Annotated in this window: 21 protein-coding genes; 16 read left to right on the plus strand and 5 right to left on the minus strand. The window is 28.6% G+C overall.

The genetic code is table 11. The features are described 5' to 3' along the window. Positions 1–68 precede the first annotated feature (68 nt). The 3 genes from ACX6CF_RS00860 to ACX6CF_RS00870 all read left to right on the plus strand — a co-directional run bounded on the left by ACX6CF_RS00860 (position 69) and on the right by ACX6CF_RS00870 (position 2,905). Entirely contained in the window at positions 69–422 is a 354-nt protein-coding gene (locus ACX6CF_RS00860; RefSeq protein WP_458783397.1) for a PadR family transcriptional regulator, read from the plus strand. Then, positions 415–1,242, plus strand: a complete 828-nt coding sequence (locus ACX6CF_RS00865; protein WP_458783398.1) for a hypothetical protein — start codon at positions 415–417, stop codon at positions 1,240–1,242. The genes ACX6CF_RS00860 and ACX6CF_RS00865 overlap by 8 nt, the downstream gene beginning before the upstream one ends. Positions 1,243–1,384: 142 nt before the next feature. After that, complete coding sequence (locus tag ACX6CF_RS00870; RefSeq protein ID WP_458783399.1) at positions 1,385–2,905, plus strand: extracellular solute-binding protein; 1,521 nt, start codon at positions 1,385–1,387, stop codon at positions 2,903–2,905. Between the two features lie 121 nt (positions 2,906–3,026). Here ACX6CF_RS00870 and ACX6CF_RS00875 read toward each other — a convergent pair whose 3' ends face one another. Continuing rightward, the gene (locus tag ACX6CF_RS00875; RefSeq protein ID WP_458783400.1) at positions 3,027–3,980 is read right to left on the minus strand and encodes a hypothetical protein; all 954 of its coding nucleotides are present in this window, start codon (positions 3,978–3,980) and stop codon (positions 3,027–3,029) included. 493 nt (positions 3,981–4,473) lie between these two features. Further along, positions 4,474–5,766 carry an MFS transporter gene (locus ACX6CF_RS00880; protein WP_458783401.1) on the minus strand — a complete coding sequence of 431 codons (1,293 nt, stop codon included), beginning with the start codon at positions 5,764–5,766 and terminating at the stop codon, positions 4,474–4,476. 193 nt (positions 5,767–5,959) lie between these two features. Here ACX6CF_RS00880 and ACX6CF_RS00885 point away from each other — a divergent pair, with 193 nt between their 5' ends. The 4 genes from ACX6CF_RS00885 (at position 5,960) to ACX6CF_RS00900 (ending at position 11,428) form a co-directional block, all read left to right on the plus strand. Continuing rightward, entirely contained in the window at positions 5,960–6,715 is a 756-nt protein-coding gene (locus tag ACX6CF_RS00885; protein ID WP_458783402.1) for a PIG-L deacetylase family protein, read from the plus strand. 183 nt (positions 6,716–6,898) lie between these two features. Then, the gene (locus ACX6CF_RS00890; protein ID WP_458783403.1) at positions 6,899–7,855 is read left to right on the plus strand and encodes an AAA family ATPase; all 957 of its coding nucleotides are present in this window, start codon (positions 6,899–6,901) and stop codon (positions 7,853–7,855) included. Continuing rightward, on the plus strand, positions 7,842–9,041 hold the full coding sequence (locus tag ACX6CF_RS00895) for a DUF58 domain-containing protein (RefSeq protein WP_458783404.1): 1,200 nt from the start codon (positions 7,842–7,844) through the stop codon (positions 9,039–9,041). Before ACX6CF_RS00890 ends, ACX6CF_RS00895 begins: the two co-directional genes overlap by 14 nt. A gap of 17 nt (positions 9,042–9,058) precedes the next feature. Continuing rightward, positions 9,059–11,428, plus strand: a complete 2,370-nt coding sequence (locus ACX6CF_RS00900) for a transglutaminase-like domain-containing protein (RefSeq protein WP_458783405.1) — start codon at positions 9,059–9,061, stop codon at positions 11,426–11,428. A 284-nt stretch (positions 11,429–11,712) separates the two neighbouring features. Here ACX6CF_RS00900 and ACX6CF_RS00905 read toward each other — a convergent pair whose 3' ends face one another. Next, positions 11,713–12,348 carry a hypothetical protein gene (locus ACX6CF_RS00905; RefSeq protein ID WP_458783406.1) on the minus strand — a complete coding sequence of 212 codons (636 nt, stop codon included), beginning with the start codon at positions 12,346–12,348 and terminating at the stop codon, positions 11,713–11,715. Between the two features lie 181 nt (positions 12,349–12,529). Here ACX6CF_RS00905 and ACX6CF_RS00910 point away from each other — a divergent pair, with 181 nt between their 5' ends. From ACX6CF_RS00910 to ACX6CF_RS00925, 4 genes are all read left to right on the plus strand, one after another. After that, positions 12,530–12,871 carry a hypothetical protein gene (locus ACX6CF_RS00910; protein ID WP_458783407.1) on the plus strand — a complete coding sequence of 114 codons (342 nt, stop codon included), beginning with the start codon at positions 12,530–12,532 and terminating at the stop codon, positions 12,869–12,871. 388 nt (positions 12,872–13,259) lie between these two features. After that, on the plus strand, positions 13,260–13,796 hold the full coding sequence (locus ACX6CF_RS00915) for an RNA polymerase sigma factor (protein WP_458783408.1): 537 nt from the start codon (positions 13,260–13,262) through the stop codon (positions 13,794–13,796). Beyond that, entirely contained in the window at positions 13,789–14,088 is a 300-nt protein-coding gene (locus ACX6CF_RS00920; protein WP_458783409.1) for a hypothetical protein, read from the plus strand. The genes ACX6CF_RS00915 and ACX6CF_RS00920 overlap by 8 nt, the downstream gene beginning before the upstream one ends. 33 nt (positions 14,089–14,121) lie before the next feature. Next, positions 14,122–16,404 (plus strand): hypothetical protein, encoded by a 2,283-nt coding sequence (locus tag ACX6CF_RS00925; protein ID WP_458783410.1) that lies wholly within the window; start codon positions 14,122–14,124, stop codon positions 16,402–16,404. 13 nt (positions 16,405–16,417) lie between these two features. Here ACX6CF_RS00925 and ACX6CF_RS00930 read toward each other — a convergent pair whose 3' ends face one another. Beyond that, positions 16,418–17,089, minus strand: a complete 672-nt coding sequence (locus ACX6CF_RS00930; RefSeq protein WP_458783411.1) for a Crp/Fnr family transcriptional regulator — start codon at positions 17,087–17,089, stop codon at positions 16,418–16,420. 161 nt (positions 17,090–17,250) lie between these two features. Beyond that, a complete protein-coding gene (locus ACX6CF_RS00935; RefSeq protein ID WP_458783412.1) occupies positions 17,251–17,997 on the minus strand; it encodes a DUF2087 domain-containing protein in 747 nt (248 codons plus the stop codon). 242 nt (positions 17,998–18,239) lie between these two features. Between ACX6CF_RS00935 and sigI the strand changes: the two genes are divergently transcribed. From sigI to ACX6CF_RS00960, 5 genes are all read left to right on the plus strand, one after another. Continuing rightward, complete coding sequence (gene sigI, locus ACX6CF_RS00940) at positions 18,240–18,929, plus strand: RNA polymerase sigma-I factor (protein WP_458783413.1); 690 nt, start codon at positions 18,240–18,242, stop codon at positions 18,927–18,929. Positions 18,930–18,940: 11 nt separating this feature from the next. Next, positions 18,941–20,014, plus strand: a complete 1,074-nt coding sequence (locus ACX6CF_RS00945; RefSeq protein ID WP_458783414.1) for an anti-sigma factor domain-containing protein — start codon at positions 18,941–18,943, stop codon at positions 20,012–20,014. Between the two features lie 86 nt (positions 20,015–20,100). Continuing rightward, the gene (locus ACX6CF_RS00950; protein WP_458783415.1) at positions 20,101–21,807 is read left to right on the plus strand and encodes an S-layer homology domain-containing protein; all 1,707 of its coding nucleotides are present in this window, start codon (positions 20,101–20,103) and stop codon (positions 21,805–21,807) included. Between the two features lie 310 nt (positions 21,808–22,117). Continuing rightward, on the plus strand, positions 22,118–23,002 hold the full coding sequence (locus ACX6CF_RS00955) for an ABC transporter ATP-binding protein (RefSeq protein WP_458783416.1): 885 nt from the start codon (positions 22,118–22,120) through the stop codon (positions 23,000–23,002). Between the two features lie 3 nt (positions 23,003–23,005). After that, on the plus strand, positions 23,006–23,803 hold the full coding sequence (locus tag ACX6CF_RS00960) for an ABC transporter permease subunit (protein ID WP_458783417.1): 798 nt from the start codon (positions 23,006–23,008) through the stop codon (positions 23,801–23,803). Positions 23,804–23,806 lie beyond the last annotated feature (3 nt).

The following is a 23,806-nucleotide window of genomic DNA, read 5'->3' on the forward strand; positions in this document are numbered from 1 at the left end:
CATACTAATTAATTTGTATTATCATATACTTAGTAATACTAAATACTTAGTTACAAAGGGATGAAGACTTGGATAGAATTAAGAAACAACTTAAAAAAGGAACATTGGAAATTATTATTCTAAGTTTGATAAGTAAAAAGGAGATGTATGGATATGAAATTATTCAACGGTTGGATAAAACCAGTAATGGATTCTATGCATTGAAAGAGGGTTCTCTTTATCCAGTGTTATATAGGCTTGAGGATAGTGATTTCATAGAGAGTTATATGTTTCATGAAGAAGGAAAAAGAAAGATTACAAGAAAATACTATAAAATAACTGATAAGGGAATCAAGCAGATTCATGATTATCTAGATGAATGGTGCAACTTTGTTTTTATAACTAATAAAATTCTTGATATAGAAGGTGATAATAATGAATAAAGAACATAAAAAATATGTTAACAAAGTTTTAAGAAGGATAGATTGTAGTAATAGTTATAAGAGAAGAATAAGAAATGATCTACACATAATGTTAGAGGAAAAGTCAGTCCAACTAAATGAAACTGATCCATACAAGTTGTTGGGAGAGCCTGAAAAAGTAGCAGAAGAATTTGCAGAGAATATGGGAGTCAACCTTTTTACTAAATATCAATATGTATCGGAAAAAACTATTTTAGGTATGCCGTTAATACAGATTAATAATCATAGTCATAGAGGTTATGAATACAAATCCCAAAAAACTATTATGGGAATTCCACTGATTCATATCAATAATAAACCGCTAGGAGTTGCCAAGGGTATTATCGCTTGTGGTTCAATATCAATTGGTATTATTAGTTTTGGAGGTATATCCATAGGGATTATTTCTTTGGGAGGCATTAGTTTCGCTTTATTACTTGGTATTGGAGGAGCCGCAGTGTCAGGGATAGCGAGTATTGGAGGATTAGCTATAGCTGGATTGTTTGCTATTGGGGGTGCTGCTATTTCTAATTACATATCAGTAGGAGGCGCAGCTATAGCAAGAGAATTTGCATATGGTGGATATGCAAAAGCTAGAGTAGCTATAGGAAAGGAAATAAATGCTGAAGTAGGCTTTTATTATGAAAGTGGAAAAGGAGAATTTGTCAGAAAGATAGTTGAAGATTCGCAGTTCATGAAGGACTATATATTTAGCAAAGCACCTGATTTAGATGGTTTAGTCAAAGGTGTTATCAATAAATGTATTTATATGGTTAATAATCATTGGATGAATTTTAAATAGTAGGAACGGATAAACCAATAAAGGATTTCATAAATGGTATAGATCCACTGCTGTAATTATTGTACTTGTGATTTATAGGTATGAAAGATAGGACATAAGGTTAATCTATAAATATATACAATAACTGCAGAGGAGGATATTTATGAAAAAGAGAAAAACTACAGAGCTAGTAGTATGTTTTTGTCTGATAATAGGTTGGTTGTGTGGATGCAATAGTAATAGCGAACCAACATCTAAAGATGAAAGTACCCATATAACCATAGAGTCTAATAACAATGATAATGAGTCAGAGGATATGAAAAAATCTCAAGATGATGATAGAGTAACATTAACTCTAGTTGAAAAAGATTTTATGCCTTCTAATCCTGACGATTTAGAGTATATCGAAGAAATAAATTCTACATTATCAGAAAATGGAATAAAGGCAAAATTAGAATTATTACAACTTCCCCAAGGAAGTTATTCTGAGAAATTAGATTCCAGGATTACTGATGGTAATGTTCCTGATATCATATGGTTCAGAGATGAAATTGATAAAAAATATGCTGAACAGGGTATGTTAGTTGATTTAACAGATTATATTAAGGATTCAAAAATATTTAGTGTAGCTATGGAGGCATGCAATAAATCACGTATAGCTTCATATCCGTACTTATTAAGAATAAGATATAACACTCCTAAAATAGCGGTGGTTAGAAAAGATTGGTTAGATGAATTAGAGTTATCTGTTCCCGAGACTGTTCAAGATTATTACAATGTATTAAAAGCATTTGCAAATAGTGATTTTGACCATAATGGTAAAAAAGATGCTTATGGCATAACAGTTACAGGGGATACAGATAGACTTGATGATATTTTCAATGCTGCTTTTTCAATGCCTACTACTTGGATAAAAGATGAAAATGGCAAATATATTTATTCAAAGGTAAGTTGGTGTGAAAAAGAGAAATTAGCTTTTTATCGTAAATTGGTAGAAGAAAAAATACTTGACCCAGAGTATGCTATAACTAAATGGGATTCTATGGAAGAAAAATTATATACAGGAAAAGTTGGTATGGTTATAGGTTCAGCAGGAAAAGTCATTGAAATCTATAATACCAAACTAAAAAATGTAGGAGTTGAAACTGACTTGATTCCCCTTGACCCCCCTATAGGAAATAGCGGTAATGGATTAGCTCCAGTAGATGTTACAAGAGAAGATAGAGGGTTTGGGATATCTGCTCAGTGTGAGCAGATAGATTTGGCCTTCAGAGTATTGGAATTCATGGCTTCTGATGAGGGACAATTATTAGATAGACTTGGAATTGAAGGAAGAGAATATACAACAGATGATAATGGTAATATTACACGTACTAGAAAAGGTGAGGAATGGTATGCAAGATTTTTTGATGTACCTTCATGGGAATCACCAGTTCCATTACTGTCTGACATAGCTCAAGAATCTCTGGATATAACGGATAAATATTATACTGAAGATATTAACTTTGAAATTCCTAAGGAATATGGTACCAAGTGGGATGAAATGGATAATCTATACAAAGAATATTCCTATAAAATTATAAATGGTGAAATAGGGATTGAGAAATTTGATGAATTTGTTGAAAAGTGGTATAAGGCTGGTGGAGAAGAAATTACAGAGTTAGCACAGGAAAAATTAGAATAAATATACTTTGTTGAAGGGGCTTATGGAATGAACTAAGGATAAGCCCCTTCTGATTAAAAAAACTATAAATTATTCTCTTAATGAGTTCATAAACAGACTGCCATAATTGGATAGCGAATCATTAGTAATTTACAATATTTCCTTCATCATCTAAAATATTACCATCTTTATCAAAATAAGTTGTTACTAAAACATTTGAAGGTATTTTAACTTCTCCTTCAACAACCTCTCTCTTCCATTCTTTTACATTTTTTCTGAACTGCATAGTTTCTGTGTTTATTATTCCCATTCTGATCATATCATCTAGAAAATAATCTTCGACTCTTTCTTCTGTTCCATCGGCCAATGTATAAACATTACCAACAAAACCATCATGAAAATGCCCTGGAATTGGTCTTCCTGAATTATTATTGCAGATACTGCATTCATTGATATGTCTTACTCTTACGATATCAATGTATTTCTTAACGTTAACTAATTTTTTGACATCAATAAGTGAACGATAGGTTGAAAATTGGAATCCAACTCCTCTTTCAGCTTTTGTACAATTAGCAGGAGCATTTCCTATTGGAAAACCATAATTAAAACCTTTACTATAGCTTTTTGTAACAGTATTTCCTACTGTTTTAGTAACGGTATGTGAATGACTTGAGCTAACATTTGATGAGAAAATTTTGGATATTTTTATACCCAAGGATACAGATACAGATGTTGTATTTGACTCGGAAGTAGAAACTGAATGGGATATAGAAACTGTTTCATTTAATGATCCTGAGAAATTATCTGTTCTGTAGATAGTTCCAAATCTCTTATAATCTATGACAGGGTCATCATCGGAAGGCCCTTTAATTAATTTTGTCTCTCTAACTCTAGTGTAATAGTCTCCATTGGCATCAGTATGTTTAATATAACCTATATCTGAATTTTCATCATAAGGTCCTACTATGTAGATAGGTGACGTTTTTGCTAATGGTTCTATAATACTTGATTGAGTTATTGAAGTAGCTCCATGTACAGAAGACATAGGTAAAGTGACTAATAAAAGTACAATTAAAATATTAAAAAACTTTTTCATAATAACACTCCTTAACTAAATAATCTAGCAGCCTGTAATTATATTATACACATAAATGGATTAATAATTTGCCGAAATAACTGAAAAAAAATAAATATTATTTGAAATAGCTTAATGTTTAGGAAACTACTGAGTGAAGAGGTTAGAGGAGGATAGACACTATTTTTAAAAATAAATAGCCCCTGTTTTTACGACCTAATTATCCTGAAAAAGCAATAAAAGTAACGCAAATCAAAGAAAATTATCTTTTGCTAAAGGTATTTGTTACTTATTCCAAGTAAAAAGTATATTGCTAAATTTATATAGTAAAATATAAACAAAAAGAATTGTAAATTAAATGGATGTTTGTGTAGCATTATTTTAAAAATCCTGTATAATAATAAGAGTAAGAAAACCCCATAAAAACCTATAAACCCCCAAAAATTTATTTTTTTAAATACCTTCTCCTTAAAGAAGACAGCGATCGGTAGCTGTCTTCTTTTTACTATAATATTTAATATTTTTTCTGTTCTTTTCTATATAAAATTCCAATGAAAAATGCTATTACTAAAGATACAAATGGAATGACTGACATTAAGAATCTAAATGCACCTGCTGGATTAGGACCTGGATTATCTCCATTAACATAACCATAAAACACACCAATAAGTGCAAAAGCAATACTTTGAAAAACACCGCTGATTCTTATTATGAACCCATATACACTGAGATAGATTGCTTCTCTTCTTGATCCCGTTTTCTCAGCATCTTTATCAATAATCTCAGAAGTAATTACTTCACCACTTATTAGAACGCTACAATAGCCAATACCTAATAGCATTCCCGAAATAATCCCAGTTGTAAAATTATACGAAAAACCTAATGGTATTACTGTTATTCCAATAACGGCTACACCTATCAACCAGGTTTTAGAAGCACCTATTTTTTTTACAAGCTTAGTCCATATGATTACTGCAGGTATAGCTATAATAAATATAGATGCCATCAATAGGGAAGTCTCATTGGAGTCTAACCCTAATGAATATTCTGCATAGAATGGTAAAGCGGCTATAAGCAGACCAAATACAAATTGTATGAAGGTATAGGCAATAGAGTATATCCAAAATAATTTATTGCTAAGAGTTTCTTTGAAAGCTTTGACAAAAGGAATTTTGGGAGTATTAATCAAAGTTTTATCTTCATGACTTCCAAGTATTGAGTATAGCAATATCAAAGCGCCTATAATACCATATATAACAGCCATCATTGTAAAACCAATGCTTTTATATATTATTGGAGTTACAGCCATACCGATAATTGTACCAATGATGGCAAAGACCTGTTTGAATCCACTAGCTTTTGCTCTTAAGGAGCTTTTTCTAAAGAGTTCAGGAAAAAGGGCTCCATAATTACCCCATAGGATAGTTGCAAAAGTTTCATACAGAAAAATTATTATTGTAAAATACCAAAATAGTTTATTACCCTCTGTAAAACCTGCCGGGGTAGAAAAAACCATTATAAAAAATATTATGTAAAATGGTAATGCTCCAATTATCCAGGGTTTTCTTCTTCCCCATTTAGTACGGGTATTATCTGATAAATAACCAAATAAAATATTATCTACTGCATCCCATACAGAGAATATACCTCGTCCTAGTGCTGCCAAACCTACTGCTAAGTTAAGAGTATCCACATAATAGTACAGAAGAAAAACTGTGAAAGCCTGACTAGGGATTTGCAGACCAAGTATACCTAATGAATACCTTAAGGTCGATACGCTTTTTTTGTTGTCCATTGATTCATTCAAATTAAAATCATCTCCTTTAATAAGTAATTGATTATGAATATTGCAATATAATATTTTGTAGACTTAATTATACATCAATAATTATAAAAATATCAATGATATATTTAAAACGCATAAACTTTCTGTTGATTCAATTTTTTTTGTATGATAATATATTGTTTAGGTGGTTTTATAGTTAAAGGAGGAGTTATATTTGGTAGCAAGTACAATATTTAAGATACCTAGCATTGAAGATGCAGGTAGAATCTTGTTTATACAGCCTCATCCCGATGATAATGATATAGGGGCAGGAGGTACGATTGCAAAATTAGCAAAGAATGGTTGTGAGATATATTATTTAACCGTGACAAATGGTAGTATGGGAACTGTAGACCCATTTATGAAGAGGGATAAACTGGTTTATATAAGAAAAGAAGAACAAGAAAAAGCAGCAGATATCCTAGGAGTAAAACAAGTAATTTCACTTAACTTTGATGAATTGACAAATATTTCTGTTTCAGATATGGCTGGTAAGATTGTGAAGGTCATAAGGGAAGTTAGACCAGAGATTGTTATAACAGTTGATCCTTGGCTAATGTATGAAGGTCATCCAGACCATATAAAAGTAGGAAAAGCTACGGTTGAAGCTTGTTTGTTTGCATTATTTCCTCATTATCCAAGTAATGAGGAAGGTATCACTTATGAGAGTTTCGGGATACAAGGCATAGGCTTTTATCATACTACATATCCTAACACAATCATTGACATTGGTGGTTATTTTGAAACTAAAATAAAAAGTATAGCTACTCATATAAGTCAGTTCGATAAAGATGATTTAAAGATGATGAAAGATTATCTGCGTTTAAAAAGTAAAGAAATAGGCGAATCTAATGGTTACAAACTAGCAGAAGGATTCAAGATATTTACGCCCAAGCATATGCACTGTTTTGTAGATGCAATAAAGATATGAGTAAGTTCAATAATATTTTATATAACACAGCATAGATATTATGTATTTTCATTTAATAGACTATGCTATTATTTTACACAGATTCAATATTAATATTTTTTATGATATAATTTTTAGTATAAGACATTTTTTGAGTACCATAATAATATAGCAAGATATACAAAAGGTATGAGGGAGGTTTTTATGGAGAAATCAAGACAAATATTACTGGATATAGTTGAAAATATTGAAAGAGTAATTGTAGGGAAAAAAGATGTCATAAAGCTGATGGTTATTTCATTGGCATGTGATTCTCATGTTCTGATTGAAGATGTTCCAGGGGTAGGGAAGACAACGTTAGTATCTGCTCTAGCAAAATCGATAAATGGCTCTTTCAATAGAATTCAATTTACACCTGATGTCATGCCGTCAGATATAACAGGTTTTTCAATGTATAATCAGAAAATTAATGAGTTTGAATTTCATAAAGGTATCGTAATGGGGAATATACTTTTGGCAGATGAGATTAATAGAACACCGCCTAAAACTCAGTCAAGTCTATTAGAAGCAATGGAAGAGAAACAGGTAACTGTTGATGGTAAGACCCATGAACTACCAAAACCTTTTATGGTACTAGCAACCCAAAACCCTATTGAATATTTAGGAACTTATCCTTTGCCAGAAGCCCAGATCGATAGATTTATCATGAAAATATCTATTGGGTATCCAAAAGAAAATGAAGAAAAGAAAATACTAGAATTATATGAACACAAAAATCCATTTGAATCTTTACAACCAGTGGCTAATTGTGAGGATATCATTTATCTGCAAAGTAAAGTCCGTGATATTTATTGCAGTGATAAAATCATGAAATATATTGTTAAGCTTGTTGCCATGACAAGAGAATCAGATGACTTGGTTTTGGGAGCGAGTCCAAGAGGTTCGTTGAATGTACTACTAGCTGCAAAGGCATTTGCACTATATGAAGGTAGAGATTTTATTATTCCAGACGATGTGAAGGAAATATTTTTACCAGTTTTATCTCATCGGCTAATCCTTAGAAACGAAGCTAAGTTCAACAAAACAACTCCAGAACATATTCTGAATGATATCATGAAACAAGTAGAAGTACCAACTGGTGATCACCATGAAAAAAAATAGGTTGTATCTAATAATATTACTGATTATGGGCATATTGACTTATTATATTGAAGGGTACATATTAACAACCATTTTCTATATTCTATTATTAATACCTATTTTATCGTTTGCTTCAATATTACTAACTTATAATAGATTTCAAGTCAGCCATAAGGTAAGTAAAAAGAATATTGTCAAAGGAGATAAAATAAATTATACGGTTACACTATTTAATACTGACAACTTAGTTTACTGTCCTATCAAACTAAAACTTGAATCTGACAAAATACTCTTTAAAAATCAATTTGAATCTCCAACCATTGTATTATATCCCAAAACTAAGGAAGAGATAGTAATACCTCTTAGGTGTAATTATAGAGGATATTATAAATTAGGTGTTAAATCTATTATCATAAACGATTATTTAGGATTGTTTTCCAAAGAATTCAAGAGCCTTGATACTATCAAAATGATAGTTTATCCATCCATCAAGGAATTAATCTATTTACCTACCAGTGATGTAGATGTTGATGAAGTAACTAATCTAAGTGAGAAAACAATGGAGGAGCAGAATAATATTTCTTATATTAGAGAATATGAAAAAGGTGATACATTAAATAAAATCCATTGGAAATTGTCATCCAAGTATAATGAACTTATGGTTAAGCAGTATAGCGGGGAGATCAGTAATGCAGTTAATATAATATTAGATTCCAACAAACATTATTATGATTATGAATTGAACATAGCTGTTGAAGATAAAATGATTGAAACCTGTGTAATGATTATTAATTATCTTCTTATACATAACAAGGTTGTTACTTTTATTTTTAATGATGTGAGAAATGTATCCATTGAAGGTAAGGATTATAATGATTTCCAAATGATTTATGAAGAATGTGCTGTACTTGAATTTACCCGTAAGTTTGATTTTGGTAGATCGGTTTTAGATTATTTTTATAAAGATAGTTGTGAGAATTTTATTAATAGTAATCAATATATTATTACATCAAATATATGTGATGGTTTTATTGGGAGTTTAAAACAGCTTAACGTTCAAAAAACGAAAATAACAATCCTATATATATATATCAGTAATAATAAAAATATTAGGTGCTTGGAAAAACTTAACGCAGAAGGATATAATTTAATAAGTATTTCTTATGATAGTGATTTAGATACTTTAGTAGAGGGAACTTCTTTATAAGTGAGGGAAAAGAAATTATGGGGAGAAATCTGAAAAACATAATTGATGGTAGTTTGTTTGAGCTTACCAAGATACTAATGGTCTTTAGCATAACGATAACTATTACAGGTTTGATGTGGTATGAGATTTCTTATGTTAAGTTATTTGCAATAATAATTGTTACATATACAGCATTATCGATAATTACACTTAACATAAAGTTTTTCTTGGTTAGTGTTGTAAGTGTGACATCACTATCAATAGTAGGTTATGTTATATTAGTAGTATCTGAAAATATAGTAAACGTTGTTTCGAAAGTTAATGGATACATAGAGATATATAATGATGCAATAGTAAATGATGCATTGTTAAAAATGCAGGATCAGATTTTCCCTATATTGATAATTACTTTTCTTACTTGTTTAATTGTAATATCAATATCAAAATGCAAATATTATTTTATAGGGTTAGCAATGATAGGGTTAGCAACATTTTTAATTGCTTCATTTGTTAGAGGATACTATAATGTAATTGGTTTCTATATATTTGTAGTTGCTATTATTACCAACTATTTTTATTTTTATTACAACAAGAACATAAAAAATAAAAACAAACATGGGTTTTATCTTCTAGCAGTAAATTCAATCATATTCTCTTTGATTCTAGTATTCTTAGCAGGAAATCTGTATAGATTGAAGCCTAGGCCGTTATTATTTATGTATGATATTGGAACGGCAATTGAAGAATACATTAATAATATAAGAGAAAAAAATGCTGGACAAGAAGGTTCAGATAAATCGGGTGGAGATGACGATTCTTCTATAGACGACAAAGATGAAAGTGCGGTTCCATATGAATCTACCGAACTATTGAAACCAAAAGTTGAAACTACTAGTAAACCACTATTATATGTTTATACAGATTATCCAATATATCTAAGAGGTAGTGTATGTAATGTTTTTGATGGAAAACAATGGGATTATTATGTGAATTATGACTACGAGATTAATGATAGAGATGAACATCTTTTTGGATTACAAGAGGTAGCAAAAAAATATATTAAAGATGATTCAATTTATAGAGAGTACAAAGATATAACAGATAGTTTCTTTGAAGAAGAAAAGGTTGGTATAATATATAAGAATATAGCAACAAACATACTTTTTACACCAACCAATTATATTTCTATATATGATAATGATGGTAATAATTCTAATGCTTTCTTTAAATATGATGCAAGTGAAGTGGTTAGATATAATAAGATTCTTGAAAAAGATTTTACATGTTCTATAAATTATCTAAAACCTATATATAACATGGAAATGTTTCAAAATATGATGAAGAGAAGTAGAAAAGACATTTATAAAAGTTTTAGCGGTTCAAGTTATAAAGAAAACCTAATCTATAAGTCTAAGAAAATAAGACAAGAATATATGCAGATGCCAGATTCAATAACTGATAGAACAAAAAAATTGGCGGATGATATAACGAAAGATTATCACAATGATTATGACAAAGCCAAAGCAATAGAGATATATTTGAAATCTAAGATAGATTATTCGTTTATAACTGATTTACCTGATGATGGTGAAGATATAATAGATAATTTTTTGTTTGAAACAAAAGAAGGTTTCTGTACATATAGCGCAACAGCTATGATTATGATGCTTAGAAGTGTTGAAATACCTGCTAGATATGTTAAGGGATTCGTAATCAAAGAGCAAGATAAAGAAGATGCAGACAATATCCGTAATAAAAATAAAGATATAGAAAAACAAAAAAATAATAAGAGAATAGTAACTGGATATGATGCTCATGCTTGGGTGGAGGTTTATTTGGAAGGTTACGGCTGGTTACCTTTTGAGCCTACAAGTGGTTTTGATTTTGTCCAGGAGACAATAAGGACTGATTATTTTAAGTCACCACAAACAGATATTAGTGACACGCAAATAGATGATCTGAAAAATAATAATACAAAAGAGAAAAAAATACCAATCTGCTATATAATTATTTTCTTGATAACAATAGTGTTAGTAATAAGTATCTTAATGATTATATCTAGACTTAGAAAACGTAAACAGTATTATGAAACTAGTACTACATCTAACAAGATTATCAAATTATTTACAAAAACACTAATATTGATGGAAATTGCAGGATACAAGAAATATCCTAATCAAACTATTAGAGAATACGCTAAAGGGATTAATGGTCAACTTGACTTAGATAGATACAATTTGATGGAGTTAATAAAAGTGTATGAGATAGCTTGTTATAGCAAAGAAGTAATCGAGAATGATAAATTAGAATTATTTGAAGGTTATTATGAAGTTATGAAAAAAATTGCCAAGAAAAATTCTAATGTAATTGTAGTGGGATTAAAATTATTCTTTTATAATATGAAATAGAGAAATATTTATCAAATATGTATATTTTAATAATTTAAGGATTTTGAGGTATTAATTAAATCACCACCACCCGTAAAACGTGTTTTGTTTTCCATTTGGACTTCCTCCTTTGTCTATTATAGATGCGGTCGGCAAACCTGCTTCTATCTTAGCATTGGAGGTTGTTTTTTCTACTCATATCTATAAGCTTTTTAGAACCACAGACATAGCCGGTGGTATTCATTTATACAAATTAATAAAACTATAGCTTAATGGCTATTAAGCTATAGTTTTTAATAAATATACTATTTATCAGTCATTGAATGCCATGTATGTTCAATGTATTTATCCATTGAGGTATATATCTTTGTACCAGTTGTTACTCCAAAACTAAAACCTAGTGCTTCAAATCCAGCTTTGGCTTGGACATCTATTTCTCCACACAATGATCCATTACCTTGAATTTTAACAGAATATTTATTATCAGCTATTGTTACTATAGGGTCAAAATCATTTATCCATTTTAATCCTGAAACTCCATTAACTTTTATGTTAGCAGTGCCCTCAACATAAGATGTAATTGCTTGGATTGGTAATTGGGTATGTTCATGAATTTCTACAGCAAATACAGTAATAATATTAAAAATTTCACCTTGTGGATCTGAAAATTTTATAACTTTAATGTAATCAACCCAACTAGGACAGGATCTTTTGGTTATATATCTTGTAATTGGATGCGTTTTTCTAAAATTATTAGCTTGTTCATATTCCTTTTGTTCTATTAAATATTCATAATATTCACTATAGGTATATTTTGTTTCTTCTATTTTTTGTGTACCATTAGTTTTTGTTACAGTAGTTGCTGCATTAACATTATAATTTGAAGTTAATAATAATATAAATAACAAAGCTAATGTTGTAAATGTTCTGGTTCTTTTCATTTTAGTGGCTCCCTTTTTTAAAATTATATTATGTAATATAATGCATTATATTGTATACAGTATATAGTATAATGTATTAATATGTCAATATTTATTTTATTTATTTACATAATGCAAAAAATATATTATAATTATGCTAAATATTTAATTATAAAAGATAAATAGAAAGGAGAATATAATTATGATTAACAAATGCAAAAAAATTCAATTATTTGGTCTATTCTTAATTATAAGTAGTTTAATAATAGATATACAGATATTTATAATCAACAATTCTGTGATAATATTTATAGTATTATTAATTATTATCTTAAATGTAATATTAAAAAATAATAAATTTGACATGTGCTATATTAATAACTTAACATTATTAATCGTTATATCTGATTTGTTATTTACTAAATTGAATTATTGGAGTGGATCATGGATGTCTAATTATTATCCTGATTTATTTTTAATAGTTGTAGGTATATTAATTGTATTAATAGCCAATATCTTTAACAAAAATGATAATAAAAAATAATAATAAAAAATGTCTTTCTCTTATTTTGTTAGGAGTGAGACTTTTTTTGATGGGGGAAAATACATTAGATGAATACATTATAAGGGTAATTAAAAATATAATTTTACTACCTTAAAATGATAACAAGATTAATTACCGAAATTGAAAACATAATTCCATAAAAATGGCTGTATATTATGTATTAAGAAATTTTAACGATGCGTATTAATTGTTATATATAGATATAGGATAAATAATTATGTTAAAATATTAATTGTATCAATAATAATATAATTAAATTTTGCAACCAAACATGATTTTGATGCATCTATATATTGTAAAGTAATAATAGAATCTATATTTTCCTATAAATAATGTGTGTTAAATAATAGGTGTTAAGGGAGAAAAAATGGTAACCACTAGTGATGAAACACAAATGTTTGAATTAAATAATGAAGAATACTTGAAAAATGTAATGTGCAGGTATGGAACTCAGCTGAAAAGATATGCTTACATGATGGTTAAGGATGAACATTTGGCGGAAGATACGGTACAAAAGACATTCATCAACTTTTACTATAGTATTAATGATTATCGACATGAAAGTAATGAGAAAAATTATTTGTATACTATATTAACTAATGAGTGTAGACAGATTATGAGAAAAAATTGGTTCCGTAGAGAAAATAGAAATAATTATGAGGATGTAATGAATAATTATCAGTGCAGTGAAGATGAAAGTCTTGATAAAATAGCTGTTACAGAGTGTCTAGCTAAGATTAAACCAAAATATAGAGAAATAATTATACTTTACTATTATCAAAAATTCTCTGTTGCTGATATATCAGATATACTGAATTTAACCAATAGTGCAGTTAAAAGTAGATTGAAATATGCAAGGGATAATATTAAAAAGCATCTAGAGGAGGTGTTTATTGATGAATGATGATAAGATGAGTAGATTAGTTGGAAAAACATTGGATAGTGAGTTGAAGGATATAGTTTTCAATGATGAATCTCAAGACTCCGTTCTAAGAGAATTGAAGAACCGCAGAAATAAAAGCATACTCAATAGATTTTTTAATTACAAGCTTAGAATTCCAGTTAACAAATTGATAGTAGGGGTTAGTGTTACAGCTGTCGCAGTAGTATTTTTATCTTATCAGGCATTTAGATTAACACCTGATAACATTAAAGATAGTGAAATTCAATATATAGAGATATCAAGCCTCAGATGAAATATTTTATTAATTGATGGGAGTAAATAGCTTATGAAGTATATAACAATAAAGGTAAAACATATTATTATATTCGTTTGTGCATTGATAATAGGATATATTGGAATTAATTTCAATTCTCCAGATATGTATTATCTATTAGGAAATATGAACAAGGGAAATAGTAGTAATGCTTATTATAATAGGTTGGTAAAGGAGCATCCTGAAGATGATAAGAGCGTTTGGGGGCAAATTAAGATTCTAGAAAATATTTTGTTCAGTAATGAAAATAATAAAGTATTTAATAAAATAATAGTTACTGTACAAGATGGATTCAGTACTGTTAATGGTGATACTAGAGTAGTGAGCGAGGAGAGTATTAACAATATAAATGATACTTATAATACATTATTAGAATATCATAGAGATAATGATTATTTTGATAACTATACATTATACACTGCTCTAGTCAATTGGTATGCTGGATACAATGAAAATGCTATGAATTTGCTTAAGGAAAGTATATTTGAAGATAAAGAGTATGAGACTTTAAAGAATATGTATCTATCATTGATGAATATTGAATTAGGCAATATTGATGAAGCTTCAAGTTTGATAGAAAAATATTATAATGAGGAATATGAATTTTATTGGGATACAGTAGCTAATTATTACAGTATGTTAAGCGGTAAAAAGGATTTTAGTAATAAGGAATTCAGCGATCATATATTTGCCGAAGACAAGAAATTTAGAATTATCGACTATCTTAATGAAGGTATTTCATCTATGAAAATGAAAAATAACAAGAGAGCAGATAATACTATACAAGGAGCAATACTCAGTGATGGTAAGCCAGTAGAAAATATGTTAGTGTTTTTAACATCAATGGATGGAGTAAGTAGTCAGATGGGATTTGTATATAGAGATAACTTAGTTGCTGTAACAGATGAAAATGGGCAATATGTTATTGAAAATACACCTAATGGAAACTATGCATTAGGTCTATGCGTTCCTTGGAATAGAATAAAAGGTCAAAATATAGAGTTTGACAAAGGCTATAGAGATATTGAGATGAAAGGAAACAATTCATATACAAGAAATATTAATCTATACTCACCAATAAAAGTAGGAATCAAAAAGATAGATAATAATAGATTTCAATTCGAGGTAAGTCATGACTATCTGGATTTTGATTATTATAAAGTAGGATTATCACTTATAAATGGAGATGAAGACGATTGTTATAATATTAATTATTATTCCAATACAAAATTTAGAGGAAATACTATATGCTTTGACGTAGATAAAGAAAGAGAAGATTATTTTAGTATGGGCTATAGCTCTTCTAATGGCATTATTCATGTAGAATCATTACTAGATACTCTATATCATTCGGGGAAATACTATCTCAAGATTACAGGAGGATATGATGAGAGGGATTGTTGGATTGACAATTATGGTTCTTATTCTAATGTACCTATTCAAACTATTGAGATTGAGGGTGAAGAGTGGACAGAAGGAGATAAATTATTAATTGACAAGAAATTTGGTAAAGCTGTTGCACAATATGAAAAAGAACTATTAGAAAATCCTGATGATCTACATATTCGTAAAACTTTAGCTAAGATGTACATGAGAGAATGGGATGATAACGATGATGAGTCAAATATCGATTATAAGAAGGCATTAGAACATTTACTTATGATTAATGAAGCTATGTCTATACCAGAAATAAAAGAAGCTATTGGATATTGTTACTATGATTTAAATGATTATAAAACAGCCATAGGTTACTATGATGAAGATGTCGATATTCAACAATACTATATAGCTAAGAGTTATTACTATCTCAATGACTATAATAATGCTTTGGAAAATTATAATGGATTAATTGGTAGCTATTTAAATGATACTGTCATAGAGAAAATGATAGGAATATATTTGCTGCAAGATGATATGGAAGGATTAGGGAAAGTTATTACTAAGTATACTAATAAATATCATAATGCTGATTATGAACTCTTGACTAACAAATTTATCAATATGGACAGGTCGGGTTTTAAAGAGTTCCATAAATTAATAAATGAGGGTAATATTGATGAAGCTATAAGATGGTTAGATGACAAAGATAGTGATCTAGCTAGATTCTATAAATTACAATTTGTTCTACTTGAAGATACTAATGGTGGCGGTAGAGCTAATAAATTCATGCATATCTACAAAGATATTAAAAATGGTATATTAAAAGAATATGCAAAGAATCTAGGATATGACGAAATCAAAAACTATGATATATATTATAACGATAATGATAATGATGAAGCAGTACAGGATTAGATTATACAGATAATTAGAATAAGCAATCTTCAAGCATTTGGAGGTTGTTTATTTTTATAGTATTTTTATGGTAATCAATTATACCTTTACTTTTCATAAGAGCAAGTTCTCTAGATAGAGAAGGTCTAGTGACACCTAATGTCTCGGACATTTCCTTCCTTGAGATATTTAGTTCTATATATAGGTTCTTTTGTTTTTTGTATTCAGATAGTAGAAAATCAGCAATCTTTTGACGCATATTTTCATATGAAAGATTTCTAAGTTTTTTATTAAGTGTCAGTATTTTACTTGATAGTATATTAAGTAGATTATTCATTATTACAGGTCGATGTTCCATAAGATCGATAATCTGCTTTTTAGTAATATAAAGTACTTTTAGTGAGGTACAAGCAAATAAAGTAGAAGGGTAATTTTTCATATTAGAAAAAAGGATTACTTCACCAAAGATATCACTGGGATTCAATCTTGTTACAGTAATTGATTTTCCAAGAGGATATATTTTTCGTATTTCAATATCACCTTCTATGACTATACCTATTTTATTGCATTCTTCCCCTTCAGTGCTTATTATTTGATCTTTTGCATAACTAATGACATCATAATCTATAGAAGATAGAATGGATTCAATATCATCTGTGTTTAGAGATTGAAATAGGGAGCAGTGTTGTAATATATTAATTAGCATAACGAATACCTCTTTTTTATAAATTATTTATGTCATAGCATCAAAAAATTAACTTCTTTTATATAGTTTAATTTAAAGACGCAAGAATTTCAAGTATATAAATAAAGTATTCATTATACTAATAGTATAGTCTTATGAAATTTGGTATTTTAGCATATGACTCATTTAACCCAATAAGAGCTACAATCATTGGCTCTATCAAGAAAACCATATTCAATAAGATATCGCCTGATTATTGCATGGTCATCATATATTCTTTTTAATATCCTATTTATCTCAGTTTCCTTATATCTATAATTAGGTTTGAAATTCTCAGCGATATGTCTTAATATAATTATTTTCCTTTTTTCTTTGGAAGGTAGGTCTTTTAATCTTCCTTCTTCAGTAAAATATCTTTTTGTGATTTTTTTGCTCTCTTCTTCTGTAATTACATATCTATCATCAATCATTGTAGCAGTTTTATGGGGTTCTATTATTTTGTTATCATCAGAATTGTTACTGGCTAATTTCATCAAAACTGAAAAAATCTTTGCTTGTTTTTCTTTTTCTCGTAATTTGAATCTATAATTCCTGATTGTAGATTCAGATATATGCAATTCTTTTGATGTTTCTTTATCATTCATGTTCTTGTAAAAACAGTCTAAGACTTCTTTTTGATTATCAGTTAATCCAGTGTACTTTTTATTTAGATTAAGCAAAAAGTTGAATGTACCACCATGAATTTCATCAATGTGATGCTGCATTCTCTTTTCAGAAGTTATTAGTTTATCATTGTAATTATGGATTATGCCATTTTCTAATTTATCACCGCATATAAGGCAAATATAGCTATCATTGACCTCATCATATGAATAACCTTTTTTTAAATCATTAATACTTGCATTCCAAAATAAATCATTATTTATCATTTTGACACCTCTTATATTATTTGAATTGATAATAACATATCATTGGATACAATGCAAACAATATTATTTGATGTTTATAAAAATGCAAACAAAATTTAATAAAATTTGATAAAAAATCAACAAGAGTAATGGTTGCTGTCAAAGGGTTTAATCTTGAATCACCGATATAATAGGGTATAGGTAAAAATTACCATTTGTTTGAAACTATATAATCTTATACTATTAGTAGGGAGGTGAAAAAATTGGAAAAGGACAAGTCGCTAGATGAAATTGTATTAATAGCGCAAGATAATATACATATGAGAAATACGCTTATTGAGCAGTACAAGCCATTTATTGCATCAATAATTCAAAATAAAGTAGGTAGATATATTGAATATGGTATTGATGAAGAGTTGTCAATCGGTTTAATTGCATTCAATGAAGCTATTGATAAATATGAAAAAGATAAAGGCAGTTTTCTAACCTTCTCGAAGATAGTTATAAGTAGAAGGCTTATTGATTATCAAAGAAAAAATTCAAAGCCTGGTAACAATCTAATACTCTATAATGATGATATGAGTAAGAATATAGATTTAATTGATAAAAAGAGTATAGATTTATATAAAATAAAGAGTGAGAATGAATTAAGGCAGATGGAGATAATTGAATTTAAAAAAGAATTATTGACTTGGGGACTTGACTTTGCCAAACTTATTGACCATTCTCCAAAACATAAGAGAACTAGGAAATTATATAATAAAATTGCCATTTTAATCGTCTCAGACGATGAATTGATGGATTATATACATAGTAATAAAAGATTACCTATTCAAAAAATAGAAGAAAAAATGAAAATACACCGAAAAAAGATAGAACGTGGACGAATATATATTATAGCTCTAATAATTATTAAAATGGGAGATTATGGGTATTTAAAAGAATATTTATAGGAGGTGAAAATATGCGAGCAGTAGTTATGGAAATAGATAACGATGATGTAACTGTATTAACAAAAGACGGTAGATTTAGAAAGATAAATAAACCAAATAATCATATAGAAGTTGGAATGGAAATAAATATTGGTGAATCAAACATTAATTTCAGAAGAATAGCTGCCATAATAGTGATTGTATTCCTTATTAGTGGATTTGGAGTTAGTGCTTATGCATATTACACACCTTATGGATATATTAATGTCGATATTAACCCTAGCATTGAAATTATTTACAATAGATTTAATAGGATATTAGAAATTAATGGCATGAATGAAGATGGTATAAGTGTAGTTGATAATATATCTAACTATAAAAATAAAAAGGTAGAAACAATATTAGGAGATATAATAGCTGTAAGTACATTAGATAATAATGATGAAGTAAATGTACTACTTACTTTTGATAAATTAGAAGAAGAGACAATAGACAATGTGAAACAATCCATAGATGAAGATAAAAATGTAAATGTGTATACTGTAGAAATTCATCAGGATGCTTATCAACAAGCGAAGAGTAATAATGAATCACCAGGAAAAGCTGCTTTAATAGATGAAGTTAAAAAAGTGGATCCTTCATATAATAAAGAAAAACTTCAAGAAAGAACAATTAACGAACTTATTGAGATAATAGAAGATAAAACAAAAATAGAAAATAAACCAAATAATAAGAGTAAAGTTAAAAAATTAAACTCAAAAGCTAAAAATAAGAGAAAAGATAAAAAGAGAAAAACTGAAACTGATAAGGTTAACAAAAGAACTGACAAAATTCACAAGGAAAAAATAAAAAAAGATATTAATGAACGAGTTAATGATAAAAATAAAAACAACTCAAGGGATGATGGGAAAAGCAATAATGATGACAGAAAAAATCGTGTAGATATCAAGGAGGAAAATAGAAAGAAAAAAAATGATGAAGAAAATGATACTAAAGAAAAAGATATTAAAGAAAGAGAGAAAAAAGATAAGACCATTACTAATAAAGACAAACGAGATAATCATAATGGTAATATAAAGAATAAAAATATAAAAAACTATAAATAAAAATAATAATACCCCTAAAATGGTAAAAAAGTGTACGAATAGATATTATACCCAAATGAATAAACAAAAAATAGGAGGTTATTATTTTGAAAAAGAAAAAATTAGTAAAGTTGGTTACAATGATATTAGCATTTTCACTGTTATTTTCAAATGTAGCTATGGCAAAAAATCACAAAAGTAATAAAGGTAAGAACAAGATTAATTGGAATGAAATATATAAAAAATATGTAGACCAATATAAAACTTGGGAATATAAATATACAAAAAAATTCCAAGATGTTGAAAGAGAGCATTGGGCTAACAAAGACATTGAACGCATGAGCGTCAAAAATTATATTTTAGGTGATGGAAATGGTAAGTTCTTACCTAATAAATCTGCTAAAAATATTGAAGTTATTGTTATGACTCTTAGAATTATGGGATGGGAAGATGATGCAAAAGAATTAGATGAAATTCCAGAATTGATAGAAGAGCTTGACATACCTGAATGGTCAGTTCCTTATTTGGCGTATGCTTACAAAAAAGGTATTATCACTAAAGATGAGCTGAAAAAGTTTGATGCGGATAAGCCAGCTAAAAGATATGCTGTAGCTAAATATATCATAAGGGCTATAGGGATGGAAGATAAAGCTATTGATAACGAAGATGAAGATCTAGAATTTGAAGATTATTTTTTGATTCCAGAAGGGAATTGTGGTTATATATATCTAATAAACGAGTTAGGATTGATGTCAGGTTATAGAAAGATTTTTAATCCCAATGGTAATTTAACTAGAGCCGAAATGGCAATTCTATTTTCAAGATTAGATGATAAAATAGATTGTGATAAAGATGAGGTAGAAATGGGAGAATTTGTTCAAGTTGTTAATGGTATTATTACTATAAAAGATGAGTTTGAATCAGAAAGATATCTACTTAGCGAGAACGTAGTCATCTATGATTTAAATGATAAAGAGATTAAGTTAACAGATTTAAAGGTTGGAGATAAATTACAACTTGAATTCTTTGATCATAAGGTAGTTTATATTGAGGTATCAAAAGAAAAGGTGGACAAAATATTACAGACTTATAAGGGTAAAGTTACTAAGGTTGTAGAGTCAGCGGAAGATAGCAAAATAAGTATTTTGGTTGACAGTAAAGAAAAGACTTTTGTTTTAGATAAAGACACTGTGATTAAAGAAGAAGGCAAAGATATTTCATTGAAGATTGATGATATCAACATAGGGGATACAGTTAAGATTATAAAAATTATCGAAGGAGATAATTCTTATATTTCTTTAATAGAGATTAAGGTTGATCAGATTGTTACTAAGGTTTATGAAGGCATAGTAATGGCTCTTACAGAGACAACTACTAATAAATTGGTAACAATACGTAAAGATGATGATAAAGAAAAAACATTTATAATTGATGAAAATACTGTAATCAAAAAAGAAGGACAAGACGATAAATTAGAAGTAAAAGACATAAAAATAGGAGACATAGTTAAGATTACTGAAATCACAGAAGGTGATAGTATAAATGTAAAAGAGATTGAGATTCAAGTAGAAGAACCAGTAGTCAAAGTCTATGAAGGAAAAGTTGTATCTATAGCTGAAACAATAAGCCAAAAATTAATAACAGTTGATGTGGGGGATATTCATAAGACTTTTAGTATTGGAGAAGAAACAGTAATAAAAGACCATGGAGAAGATGCAGAAGTTAAAGATATATCACTTGGGAACAAAGTAAGAGTAACTGAGATTACTGAAGGAGATAAAGTTAATATAGCAATAATAGAAATGATAGACTAATGATTGATATAATTTAATAGCGTATTTTTTGACTGACTTTTTGACTGTAGCATAATATAGCTTATGGATACCATGAGATTATATTGTGCTACAGTCTTTTTTTATCGTATTAGGAAGGTTCTTCTTTTTATTGAAAACATTAACTATGACAAAACATCTCTATACGATTAATAATATATTGAATTTATAAAAAAAATATGCTACAATATTATTGACCAAGGTAGTCAATAATAAAAACGTTGGTTTTAGAATATAATAATTCTTAATAAGTTAAACCTAACTATTTGCTATCAATAAAGGAGGTTATCATATGCATATCATTGAAACAGAAAAACTTACCAAATACTATGGTAAATCAAGAGGAATAATTGATGTCTCACTTCAGGTTGAAGAAGGAGAAATCTTTGGTTTTATCGGACCAAATGGAGCTGGTAAATCAACAACTATAAGAACATTATTGTCATTGATCTATCCAACCAGTGGAAGTGCAAAGATATTTGGAAAAGATTGCATTAAAGATGGGGCTGAAATAAGAAAGAATATTGGTTATCTGCCATCAGAGGTTTTTTATTATGATAATATGAAAGTTATTGATTTACTAAAATACTCTGCAAGTTTTTATGGAAAAGATTGTACTAAACGAATTCATGAATTAGCAGAAATAATGAATCTTGATCTTAAGAAAAAGATTGATGATTTATCCTTTGGGAATAAGAAAAAAGTGGGTATTGTTCAAGGATTACTTCATGAACCCAAATTAATAATACTTGATGAACCAACAGGCGGTCTTGATCCATTGATGCAACAGAAATTTTTTGATCTTATCAGAGAGGAAAATGAGAAGGGAGCTACAATATTCTTTTCATCTCATATACTAGATGAGGTACAAAGAATGTGTGATAGAGTTGCTATTATCAAGGATGGTAAGATTATTAAAACGGAAAGTATAGAATCTTTACGTCAAAGCAAATATAAAAGATTCAGCATTGAAGCCCATAATAATCTTCAAAAAGCAGTTTTTGATGTTAAAGGTATTACAGAACTTAAATTAAATGAAAATAAAGCAACATTTATATATAAAGGCGATATCAATATTATGATTAACAAATTAGGTGGAATAGAATTAGCTAACCTTCTAGTTGAAGAACCAACTCTTGAGGAGATTTTCATGTACTACTATCAAAAGGAGGTTTAAATTATGAATATATATAAGTTCGAATTTAGGAAATATCTTAAAAGTAATATTATATGGACTGTTTCAATCATAGCAGTTTTGTTTTTATTTATATCATTATTTCCCACTTATTCAAAAGAAGCAGAACAGTTTGAGAAGCTTATAAGTCAGTTTCCAGAAGCATTTATAAAAGCAATGGGACTAAGTAATATGAGCGTTTCACATATTATCGGGTACTATGGATTTGCCTTTTCGTATATTCTTCTCATAGGAGGTATATTCGCTATGAAATTAGGATTGGATATAACTTCAAAAGAATCAAGAGACAAGACTTCTGATTTTTTACTAGTGAAACCTCTTAGAAGAGCTAATATACTAACCCCTAAGATTATGGCGGCGGTGACACATATTATAATAATGAATGTGGTGTTTTTTGTTTTTGCGGTAATTGCTGTTGAGTCATTTAAAAAAGCAGATTACAACTTTACTAATTTCTTTCTATTAACACTTAGTTTTTTATTTGTACAGTTATTCTTATTTGCATTAGGTATCTTGATAGGAACTATTGTCAATAAGTTAAAAAGTGTTTTACCAGTTACGTTAGGTGTTGTTTTCGGATTTTATATAATATATCTTTTTAATCAAACAGTAGAAGATGAAAAATACAGCTATCTATCACCTTTTGGTTTTTTTGACAGCGGATATATAACTGAGAATTCTTCTTATTCTTTATCACATTTAATAACGTCAATAGTATTAACAGTTATATTTATAGTAGCATCATATGTCATATATCAAAAAAAGGATATTCCTTCTGTATAAGTA

It is taken from the genome of Vallitalea sediminicola, from assembly GCF_054408565.1.